The sequence below is a fragment of the Pseudomonas sp. S3_C06 genome (genome assembly GCF_054667675.1).
In genome coordinates this window covers 3220375-3230000 of the sequence record NZ_CP162747.1, presented here as the reverse complement: position 1 = coordinate 3230000, position 9626 = coordinate 3220375, and the positions used below count along the sequence as shown (strand labels likewise).

Genomic DNA, 9626 nt, shown 5'->3' with positions numbered 1-9626 from the left:
TCAAACCATACACCGAAGCTACGGGTATCACCTTCGGGTGATGCGGTAGAGGAGCGTTCTGTAAGCCTGTGAAGGTGAGTTGAGAAGCTTGCTGGAGGTATCAGAAGTGCGAATGCTGACATGAGTAACGACAATGGGTGTGAAAAACACCCACGCCGAAAGACCAAGGTTTCCTGCGCAACGTTAATCGACGCAGGGTTAGTCGGTCCCTAAGGCGAGGCTGAAAAGCGTAGTCGATGGAAAACAGGTTAATATTCCTGTACTTCTGGTTATTGCGATGGAGGGACGGAGAAGGCTAGGCCAGCTTGGCGTTGGTTGTCCAAGTTTAAGGTGGTAGGCTGGAATCTTAGGTAAATCCGGGATTCTAAGGCCGAGAGCTGATGACGAGTGTTCTTTTAGAACACGAAGTGGTTGATGCCATGCTTCCAAGAAAAGCTTCTAAGCTTCAGGTAACCAGGAACCGTACCCCAAACCGACACAGGTGGTTGGGTAGAGAATACCAAGGCGCTTGAGAGAACTCGGGTGAAGGAACTAGGCAAAATGGCACCGTAACTTCGGGAGAAGGTGCGCCGGTGAGGGTGAAGGACTTGCTCCGTAAGCTCATGCCGGTCGAAGATACCAGGCCGCTGCGACTGTTTATTAAAAACACAGCACTCTGCAAACACGAAAGTGGACGTATAGGGTGTGACGCCTGCCCGGTGCCGGAAGGTTAATTGATGGGGTTAGCTAACGCGAAGCTCTTGATCGAAGCCCCGGTAAACGGCGGCCGTAACTATAACGGTCCTAAGGTAGCGAAATTCCTTGTCGGGTAAGTTCCGACCTGCACGAATGGCGTAACGATGGCGGCGCTGTCTCCACCCGAGACTCAGTGAAATTGAAATCGCTGTGAAGATGCAGTGTATCCGCGGCTAGACGGAAAGACCCCGTGAACCTTTACTATAGCTTTGCACTGGACTTTGAATTTGCTTGTGTAGGATAGGTGGGAGGCTTTGAAGCGTGGACGCCAGTTCGCGTGGAGCCATCCTTGAAATACCACCCTGGCAACTTTGAGGTTCTAACTCAGGTCCGTTATCCGGATCGAGGACAGTGTATGGTGGGTAGTTTGACTGGGGCGGTCTCCTCCTAAAGAGTAACGGAGGAGTACGAAGGTGCGCTCAGACCGGTCGGAAATCGGTCGTAGAGTATAAAGGCAAAAGCGCGCTTGACTGCGAGACAGACACGTCGAGCAGGTACGAAAGTAGGTCTTAGTGATCCGGTGGTTCTGTATGGAAGGGCCATCGCTCAACGGATAAAAGGTACTCCGGGGATAACAGGCTGATACCGCCCAAGAGTTCATATCGACGGCGGTGTTTGGCACCTCGATGTCGGCTCATCACATCCTGGGGCTGAAGCCGGTCCCAAGGGTATGGCTGTTCGCCATTTAAAGTGGTACGCGAGCTGGGTTTAGAACGTCGTGAGACAGTTCGGTCCCTATCTGCCGTGGACGTTTGAGATTTGAGAGGGGCTGCTCCTAGTACGAGAGGACCGGAGTGGACGAACCTCTGGTGTTCCGGTTGTCACGCCAGTGGCATTGCCGGGTAGCTATGTTCGGGAAAGATAACCGCTGAAAGCATCTAAGCGGGAAACTTGCCTCAAGATGAGATCTCACTGGAACCTTGAGTTCCCTGAAGGGCCGTCGAAGACTACGACGTTGATAGGTTGGGTGTGTAAGCGCTGTGAGGCGTTGAGCTAACCAATACTAATTGCCCGTGAGGCTTGACCATATAACACCCAAGCAATTTGCGTCGAAAGGCCAGATTGCGGTGTGTGAAGACGAAACGAACCGAAAGTTCGACTGCACTTAAAAAAGCAGCACAAACACCGAAAGCTGTCACATACCCAATTTGCTGAAGCGAGGCCACAAGGCCACGACTCAGTACCCGAATTTCTTGACGACCATAGAGCGTTGGAACCACCTGATCCCATCCCGAACTCAGCAGTGAAACGATGCATCGCCGATGGTAGTGTGGGGTTTCCCCATGTGAGAGTAGGTCATCGTCAAGATTAAATTCCGAAACCCCAATTGCGAAAGCAGTTGGGGTTTTGTTTTGCCCGCAGGAAATGTATCTGCTTGATTTCTATGCAACGGCCCGGGCCATGGCTATTATTCGGGCCTCATTGTGAGGCGAGACCTGCATGCTGACGTTGTTGAACCTTCTGAAGGATGGTCGATTCCATTCTGGTCAGGATCTGGGCGCTGCCCTGGGAATAAGTCGAAGTGCGGTATGGAAGCAGCTTCAGCATCTGGAGGCTGATCTTGGCTTATCCATTCATAAAGTTCGGGGGCGGGGCTATCAACTGGCTGCACCATTGATGCTGCTCGACTCTCTGACTATATCTGCAATGGCGCCAAGCTGGCCGGTGACCGTTCTGGATTCGGTCGACTCGACAAACGCTGAGGCTTTGCGCGCGATCGGCCAAGGTAGTTTGGCCCCCTTTTTGGTGCTCGCAGAACGGCAAGTCTCCGGGCGTGGGCGAAGAGGTCGCAAATGGGTGAGTCCGTTCGCTGAAAATCTTTATTACAGCCTTGTCCTGCGTATTGATGGCGGAATGCGCCAGCTCGAGGGCTTGAGTCTTGTCGTGGGGTTGGCTGTCTTGCAGGCTCTGCGAAATTTTGGTGTGCCAAGTGCCGGATTGAAGTGGCCCAACGATGTCTTGGTAGGTAGCAAGAAAATCGCCGGCATTCTCCTGGAGCTCGTTGGTGATCCGGCAGATGTTTGCCACGTGGTGTTGGGTATTGGTATCAACGTGAATATGCAGCTTGCTGATGAGGTTGACCAGCAATGGACCTCTATCCGGCTTGAGTCAGGCAAGAGCAGTGATCGTAATGCTTTGGTGGTTGAGCTGAGTGAGCAGTTAAGTGCTTACATCCAGCGTCATCAGGCGGATGGTTTCTCGGTTCTCCAGGCAGAATGGGAGGCCAATCACCTGTGGCAGGATCGGCCTGTCTCATTGATTGCGGGTTCGAGTCAGGTAGATGGCGTGGTGCTCGGAATAGATAGTCAGGGTGCTCTGCGCCTGAAGGTGAGTGGCGTGGAAAAAGTCTTTAGTGGTGGTGAGCTCAGTCTGAGGTTGCGTGATGATTCTTGAGCTCGACTGCGGGAACAGCTTTATTAAATGGCGAGTACTGAAGGCTGCGCCCGACGCTCTCTTTTCTGAAGGGGTTGTCGACTCTGATCTGGCGTTGCTTGACAGTTTGAGATCTCTTGATGGGCTTGTGCTGCGCAAGTGTCGCCTGGTGAGTGTCAGGACTGCAGAGGAAACTGATGCATTGATCGGTGCGATCGAGCGGGAGTTCGGTATTTCGGTTGTGTGCGCTGAGTCCGCTCGTGAAATGTCTGGTGTCAAAAATGGTTATGAAGACTACGAGCGTCTAGGGCTCGATAGATGGTTGGCCATGCTTGGCGGGTTTCATCTGGCATCGGGCAGCGCTTGCCTGGTACTCGATTTCGGTACGGCGGTAACTGCTGATTTTATTGCCGCTGATGGCGAGCATCTGGGCGGCTTTATTTGCCCGGGGATGCCGTTGATGCGAAATCAGTTGCGTACTCATACCCGCAAGATTCGCTATGGCGACCTGGCGGCTGAACGCGCGCTGTCCAGCAATGCGCCTGGGCGGAGCACTGTTGAGGCGGTGGAGCGTGGGTGCTCGTTAATGTTGCGAGGTTTTGTGCTGACTCAACTGGAAATGGCGAGTTCCTACTGGGGGAAAGATTTTGCAGTCTTTATAACTGGCGGTGATGCTGTTTTGGTCGCAGATGTCGCGCCTGAGGCCCGAGTCGTACCCGACCTCGTGTTTGTGGGCTTGGCTATGGCGTGTCCTTTTTCCTGAGGTTTGTATGCGTTGGTTGTTTCTCCTGCTCCTTGTTCTTAATGGTTTCTATTATGTCTGGCATCAGCAGGAGGCGCCCTTGCGGGCGAAGGACGTGACGCCTCTTAGTTTGTATCGAGGTTCCCAGCAAGACATTCGCTTGCTCAGTGAAACGAAGGGCGATGTTCGGGAGGTGCAGGGAGCTCGGCGGCAAGAGTGCCTTTTCCTTGGTGGCTTTTCCCGGGAAGAATCGATTTCCGCCCTTCGACAGCGGTTGGCTGAAATGGGTGTCGATGTGAAAACTTCGTCGAAGGATGCTCCCGGGGCTGGTTATTGGTTGTCTGTCGCGCCTCAGAGCCAGCGTTTGCTAGGGGACGCCCAGTTGCAAAACCTTTCCAAGGAATTCAATGAGTTAAAACATAAAATAATGCTGTGTGAGGGGGTTGCACCTGCTGAATAGTTTGCATAGAATGGCGCCCGCTCCACAGTGAAGACCTAAACAGGGACTCAAAGTGAAGCGACGTCAACGCAGCTAACCTCAGGTTTTTAAATGAGAAAATGCTTGACAGGGGCTTGGCATGGTATAGAATGCCGGCCTGATTAGGAGGGGTTCCCGAGCGGCCAAAGGGATCAGACTGTAAATCTGACGTCTACGACTTCGAAGGTTCGAATCCTTCTCCCTCCACCAGATTTAAGCGTGAGCTGCAGGCTCCGCGGGTATAGTTTAGTGGTAGAACCTCAGCCTTCCAAGCTGATGATGCGGGTTCGATTCCCGCTACCCGCTCCAAGTTTGCAGGTTGTGCAAGTGTTTCGCTCTTGTAGCTCAGTTGGTAGAGCACACCCTTGGTAAGGGTGAGGTCAGCGGTTCAAATCCGCTCAAGAGCTCCATATAACAAGGCAGATATGAAAATATCTGCCTTTGTTTTAATGGTTGATATTGTTTGTCTAATTTCTTCTGTTGAGGGTGATATCGATGGCTAAGGAAAAATTTGATCGTTCCCTGCCCCACGTCAACGTTGGGACCATTGGTCACGTTGACCACGGTAAAACCACTCTGACTGCTGCTCTGACTCGCGTTTGCTCCGAAGTTTTCGGTTCCGCAATCGTTGACTTCGACAAGATCGACAGCGCACCAGAAGAAAAAGCTCGCGGTATCACCATCAACACCGCACACGTTGAGTACAACTCGAAGATCCGTCACTACGCTCACGTTGACTGCCCAGGTCACGCTGACTATGTGAAGAACATGATCACCGGTGCTGCTCAAATGGACGGCGCTATTCTGGTTTGCTCGGCCGCTGATGGTCCGATGCCACAAACCCGTGAGCACATCCTGCTGTCCCGTCAGGTAGGCGTTCCGTACATCGTGGTTTTCCTGAACAAGGCTGACCTGGTAGACGACGCTGAGCTGCTGGAACTGGTTGAGATGGAGGTTCGCGACCTGCTGTCCACCTACGACTTCCCGGGCGATGACACTCCAATCATCATCGGTTCGGCTCGTATGGCGCTGGAAGGCAAAGACGACAACGAAATGGGCACTACCGCTGTCAAGAAGCTGGTAGAGACTCTGGATGCCTACATCCCAGAACCAGTTCGTATGATCGACAAGCCGTTCCTGATGCCAATCGAAGACGTATTCTCGATCTCGGGTCGCGGTACTGTTGTGACTGGTCGTATCGAGCGCGGTATCGTTCGCGTTCAGGATCCGCTGGAAATCGTTGGTCTGCGTGACACCACTGTTACTACTTGCACCGGTGTTGAAATGTTCCGCAAGCTGCTCGACGAAGGTCGTGCTGGCGAGAACTGCGGCGTTCTGCTGCGTGGTACCAAGCGTGACGACGTTGAACGTGGTCAGGTTCTGGTTAAGCCGGGTTCGGTTAAGCCGCACACCAAGTTCACTGCAGAAGTTTACGTTCTGAGCAAGGAAGAAGGCGGTCGTCACACTCCGTTCTTCAAAGGCTACCGTCCACAGTTCTACTTCCGTACTACTGACGTGACTGGTAACTGCGAGCTGCCAGAAGGCGTTGAAATGGTAATGCCAGGTGACAACATTCAGATGACTGTTACCCTGATCAAAACCATCGCGATGGAAGACGGTCTGCGTTTCGCTATCCGTGAAGGCGGTCGTACCGTCGGCGCTGGCGTCGTAGCTAAAATCATCGAGTAAGTGGTTGTAATGTATTTTTCGGGCCGGCATAATGGTCGGCCTGATTTTGTTTTAGGTCAGTAGCTCAATTGGCAGAGCGACGGTCTCCAAAACCGTAGGTTGGGGGTTCGATTCCCTCCTGACCTGCCAGATTCACTCGGTGTGTCTGGCTTTCTTTTCACAGGATCTTCATAGATGACTCCTAAAGCTGAAGCTCAAGGCTCTCGCTTCGATCTGCTCAAGTGGCTTGTAGTTGTCGCTTTGGTGGTTATTGGCGTTGTTGGCAATCAGTATTACTCTGCTTCGCCGATCCTGTACCGTGTACTCGCTTTGCTTGTCATTGCTGCTGTAGCTGCCTTTGTAGGCCTGCAGACTGCGAAGGGCAAGTCTTTCTTTGTACTGGTTAAGGAAGCTCGCACCGAGATTCGTAAAGTCGTGTGGCCAACTCGCCAAGAAACCACGCAGACCACCCTGATTGTGGTGGCTGTTGTTCTGGTTATGGCGTTGCTGTTGTGGGGGCTTGATTCCCTGCTCGGCTGGCTTGTTTCCTTGATTGTCGGCTAAGGGTGTCCCGTGGCTAAGCGTTGGTATGTTGTGCATGCTTACTCGGGTTACGAGAAGCATGTGATGCGCTCGCTGATCGAGCGCGTAAAGCTGGCTGGCATGGAAGATGGCTTCGGCGAGATTCTGGTTCCCACTGAAGAAGTGGTTGAAATGCGTAATGGCCAGAAGCGCAAAAGCGAGCGTAAGTTCTTTCCGGGCTACGTGCTGGTTCAGATGGATATGAATGAGGGTACTTGGCACTTGGTCAAGGATACTCCTCGGGTGATGGGCTTTATTGGCGGTACTGCTGATAAACCTGCACCGATCACCGATAAAGAAGCAGAAGCGATTCTGCGTCGTGTTGCTGATGGTAGCGACAAGCCGAAGCCAAAGACTCTCTTCGAGCCAGGTGAAACGGTGCGAGTCAATGACGGTCCATTCGCTGATTTCAATGGCGTTGTTGAAGAAGTTAATTACGAAAAGAGCCGGATCCAAGTGGCTGTGCTTATTTTCGGTCGCTCTACTCCGGTAGAGTTGGAGTTCAGTCAGGTCGAAAAGGTCTAACTGGACAAGCATCCCAACCCCGCAGCCCTAGGCTGTGGGGTTTTGTCGTCACTGGGATAAACGCGCAAGTAACCGGGGAGCCTTTCGAGGCGTTTGAACCCGTAATTGGAGTGCCTCATGGCCAAGAAAATTACCGCTTACATCAAGCTGCAAGTGAAGGCCGCTCAGGCTAACCCAAGCCCACCTGTTGGTCCTGCTCTGGGTCAGCACGGCGTGAACATCATGGAATTCTGCAAAGCTTTCAACGCCCGTACTCAGGGTCTGGAAGCTGGTCTGCCGACTCCAGTGATCATCACTGTCTACAGCGACCGTAGCTTCACTTTCGAAACAAAATCCACCCCTGCTTCGGTTCTGCTGAAGAAAGCGGCCGGTCTGACCAGCGGTTCCGCTCGTCCGAACACCGTTAAGGTTGGCACCGTTACCCGTGCTCAGCTGGAAGAAATCGCGAAAACCAAAAACGCGGATCTGACTGCAGCTGATATGGATGCAGCCGTGCGTACTATCGCCGGTTCTGCTCGTAGCATGGGCCTTAACGTGGAGGGTGTGTAATGGCTAAGCTGACCAAGCGTCAAAAGGCTATCGCCGGCAAAATCGAAGCAGGCAAGGCCTACAACATTGTAGACGCCGCTGCTCTGCTGGCTGAGCTGTCGACTGTCAAGTTCAGCGAGTCGTTCGACGTTGCTGTAAACCTGGGTGTAGACCCGCGTAAATCCGACCAGGTTGTTCGTAGCGCTACTGTGCTGCCACACGGCACTGGCAAGACTGTTCGCGTTGCTGTGTTCACCCAGGGTCCAGCTGCTGAGGCCGCTTTGGCTGCCGGCGCTGACCGTGTAGGTATGGACGACCTGGCTGCTGAAATGAAAGGCGGCGACCTGAACTATGACGTAGTGATCGCATCCCCGGATGCCATGCGCGTTGTAGGTCAACTGGGTCAGATCCTCGGTCCACGTGGTCTGATGCCTAACCCTAAGGTTGGTACCGTAACTCCAGACGTAGCTACCGCGGTTAAAAACGCTAAAGCTGGTCAGGTTCGTTATCGCACCGACAAAAACGGCATCATTCACACTTCCGTTGGCAAGATGGGCTTCGACGCCGTCAAGCTGAAGGAAAACGTTGAAGCCCTGATCGCTGATCTGAAGCGTATCAAGCCTGCTTCTTCGAAAGGTATCTACGTCAAGCGCGTTACCCTGAGCACCACCATGGGCCCAGGTCTGGTCATCGATCAGAGCTCGCTGGACGCGTAAGACAAAGGTTGGCGCGATGGTTCGCGCCAATTGAAAGATTGGGGTCCCTGCCTGGCGGGGGCTATCCAAGACCGTAGGCGACGCAAGTCTTAAACCATAAGCCTACGCAGATGGTGCTCCCGGTTCCTTACCGAATCAGACACCAAAACGACATTCGGTTCCGATCGAATGAAACGGTAACAAGCAGGAGTTAAACCCGTGGCAATTAATCTCGAAGACAAGAAGGCCATCGTCGCTGAAGTCAACGAGGCTGCCAAAGTCGCTCTGTCCGCTGTCGTGGTTGATGCACGTGGCGTAACAGTAGGCGCAATGACCGGACTCCGTAAAGAGGCTCGTGAAGCTGGCGTTTACGTACGTGTTGTACGTAACACCCTGCTCAAGCGCGCTGTTGCTGACACTCAATACAGTGTCCTCAACGACGTGTTCACCGGCCCGACCCTGATTGCATTCTCGAACGAACATCCGGGCGCTGCTGCCCGTATCTTCAAAGAGTTTGCCAAGGGTCAGGACAAGTTCGAGATCAAGGCAGCTGCGTTCGAGGGCAAGTTCCTCGCAGCTAATCAGATCGACGTACTGGCAACCTTGCCGACCCGTGACGAAGCAATTTCTCAGCTGATGAGCGTGATTCAAGGCGCTACCAGCAAATTGGCTCGTACTCTGGCGGCAATTCGCGACCAGAAAGAAGCTGCCGCAGCCTAAGGCTCGTCAACTTCTCGCGTTTTTTGTTTATTTCGATGGTCGCGTAGGCCGTCCCCCAATTCAGGAATTGAGTCATGTCTCTGACTAACGAACAAATCATCGAAGCAATCGGCCAGAAATCCGTAGTGGAAATCGTTGAGCTGATCAAAGCGATGGAAGAAACCTTCGGTGTTACCGCTGCTGCTGCTTCGGCTGGTCCAGCTGCTGCTGCCGCTGTTGTTGAAGAGCAAACCGAGTTCAACGTTGTTCTGCTGGAAGCTGGCGAGAAGAAGGTTAACGTGATCAAGGCAGTTCGTGAACTGACCGGTCTGGGCCTGAAAGAAGCCAAAGAGAAAGTAGACGGCGCTCCTCAGGTTGTAGCTGAAGGCGTTTCGAAAGAAGCGGCTGAAGACGCCAAGAAGAAGCTGGAAGAAGCAGGCGCTAAAGTCGAGCTGAAATAAGTATCGACTTTGCTCCTCCAGCCCGAGCGTCAAGCGACAGGCTGATGGCTGGTGGCTCTTGCCACCGGCCTTTTTCCGTTATTGGCAGCCGACTGGGTCGGTGCTGATAAAGGCGCTGTAACCACCCGATGCGGTGGCGC

General features: G+C 53.2%; 10 protein-coding genes, 4 tRNA genes and 2 rRNA genes (1 of these 16 running past the window's edge). All 16 read left to right on the top strand.

The genetic code is table 11. The features are described 5' to 3' along the window. Positions 1 to 1763, top strand: a 23S ribosomal RNA gene (locus AB4N44_RS14340) (it extends 1131 nt beyond the left edge of the window). 164 nt (positions 1764 to 1927) lie between these two features. After that, positions 1928 to 2043 (top strand): 5S ribosomal RNA (rrf, locus tag AB4N44_RS14335). A 132-nt stretch (positions 2044 to 2175) separates the two neighbouring features. Next, a complete protein-coding gene (birA, locus tag AB4N44_RS14330) occupies positions 2176 to 3129 on the top strand; it encodes a bifunctional biotin--[acetyl-CoA-carboxylase] ligase/biotin operon repressor BirA (protein ID WP_460108633.1) in 954 nt (317 codons plus the stop codon). Then, positions 3119 to 3871: a pantothenate kinase gene (locus AB4N44_RS14325; RefSeq protein WP_455807068.1), complete on the top strand. Its 753-nt coding sequence runs from the start codon at positions 3119 to 3121 to the stop codon at positions 3869 to 3871. Before birA ends, AB4N44_RS14325 begins: the two co-directional genes overlap by 11 nt. Positions 3872 to 3878: 7 nt before the next feature. Continuing rightward, positions 3879 to 4310, top strand: coding sequence for a hypothetical protein (locus AB4N44_RS14320; protein ID WP_150776696.1), 432 nt, complete (start codon positions 3879 to 3881; stop codon positions 4308 to 4310). Positions 4311 to 4453: 143 nt separating this feature from the next. Then, positions 4454 to 4538: transfer RNA gene (locus AB4N44_RS14315), tRNA-Tyr, on the top strand. 25 nt (positions 4539 to 4563) lie between these two features. Beyond that, positions 4564 to 4637 (top strand) — tRNA-Gly (locus tag AB4N44_RS14310). A 25-nt stretch (positions 4638 to 4662) separates the two neighbouring features. Next, a tRNA-Thr gene (locus tag AB4N44_RS14305) sits at positions 4663 to 4738 on the top strand. 85 nt (positions 4739 to 4823) lie between these two features. Then, positions 4824 to 6017 (top strand): elongation factor Tu, encoded by a 1194-nt coding sequence (gene tuf / locus AB4N44_RS14300; protein ID WP_064361246.1) that lies wholly within the window; start codon positions 4824 to 4826, stop codon positions 6015 to 6017. 53 nt (positions 6018 to 6070) lie between these two features. Further along, positions 6071 to 6146 (top strand) — tRNA-Trp (locus AB4N44_RS14295). Positions 6147 to 6191: 45 nt separating this feature from the next. Further along, positions 6192 to 6560: a preprotein translocase subunit SecE gene (gene secE, locus AB4N44_RS14290; RefSeq protein ID WP_127929972.1), complete on the top strand. Its 369-nt coding sequence runs from the start codon at positions 6192 to 6194 to the stop codon at positions 6558 to 6560. Positions 6561 to 6569: 9 nt separating this feature from the next. Continuing rightward, positions 6570 to 7103, top strand: coding sequence for a transcription termination/antitermination protein NusG (gene nusG / locus AB4N44_RS14285; RefSeq protein ID WP_007957598.1), 534 nt, complete (start codon positions 6570 to 6572; stop codon positions 7101 to 7103). A gap of 117 nt (positions 7104 to 7220) precedes the next feature. After that, the gene (gene rplK / locus AB4N44_RS14280) at positions 7221 to 7652 is read left to right on the top strand and encodes a 50S ribosomal protein L11 (protein WP_003228756.1); all 432 of its coding nucleotides are present in this window, start codon (positions 7221 to 7223) and stop codon (positions 7650 to 7652) included. Beyond that, on the top strand, positions 7652 to 8347 hold the full coding sequence (gene rplA, locus AB4N44_RS14275; RefSeq protein WP_007916481.1) for a 50S ribosomal protein L1: 696 nt from the start codon (positions 7652 to 7654) through the stop codon (positions 8345 to 8347). The genes rplK and rplA overlap by 1 nt, the downstream gene beginning before the upstream one ends. Before the next feature lie 198 nt (positions 8348 to 8545). After that, the gene (gene rplJ / locus AB4N44_RS14270) at positions 8546 to 9046 is read left to right on the top strand and encodes a 50S ribosomal protein L10 (protein WP_008081912.1); all 501 of its coding nucleotides are present in this window, start codon (positions 8546 to 8548) and stop codon (positions 9044 to 9046) included. 74 nt (positions 9047 to 9120) lie between these two features. Then, on the top strand, positions 9121 to 9486 hold the full coding sequence (gene rplL / locus AB4N44_RS14265) for a 50S ribosomal protein L7/L12 (RefSeq protein ID WP_003228750.1): 366 nt from the start codon (positions 9121 to 9123) through the stop codon (positions 9484 to 9486). The last annotated feature ends 140 nt before the right edge of the window (positions 9487 to 9626 follow it).

Coding starts and splice junctions, on each gene's coding strand:
- rplK (WP_003228756.1), top strand. CDS start 7,221: ATGGCCAAGAAAATTACCGCTTACATCAAGCTGCAAGTGAAGGCCGCT.
- rplL (WP_003228750.1), top strand. CDS start 9,121: ATGTCTCTGACTAACGAACAAATCATCGAAGCAATCGGCCAGAAATCC.
- tuf (WP_064361246.1), top strand. CDS start 4,824: ATGGCTAAGGAAAAATTTGATCGTTCCCTGCCCCACGTCAACGTTGGG.
- secE (WP_127929972.1), top strand. CDS start 6,192: ATGACTCCTAAAGCTGAAGCTCAAGGCTCTCGCTTCGATCTGCTCAAG.
- AB4N44_RS14320 (WP_150776696.1), top strand. CDS start 3,879: ATGCGTTGGTTGTTTCTCCTGCTCCTTGTTCTTAATGGTTTCTATTAT.
- rplA (WP_007916481.1), top strand. CDS start 7,652: ATGGCTAAGCTGACCAAGCGTCAAAAGGCTATCGCCGGCAAAATCGAA.
- AB4N44_RS14325 (WP_455807068.1), top strand. CDS start 3,119: ATGATTCTTGAGCTCGACTGCGGGAACAGCTTTATTAAATGGCGAGTA.
- birA (WP_460108633.1), top strand. CDS start 2,176: ATGCTGACGTTGTTGAACCTTCTGAAGGATGGTCGATTCCATTCTGGT.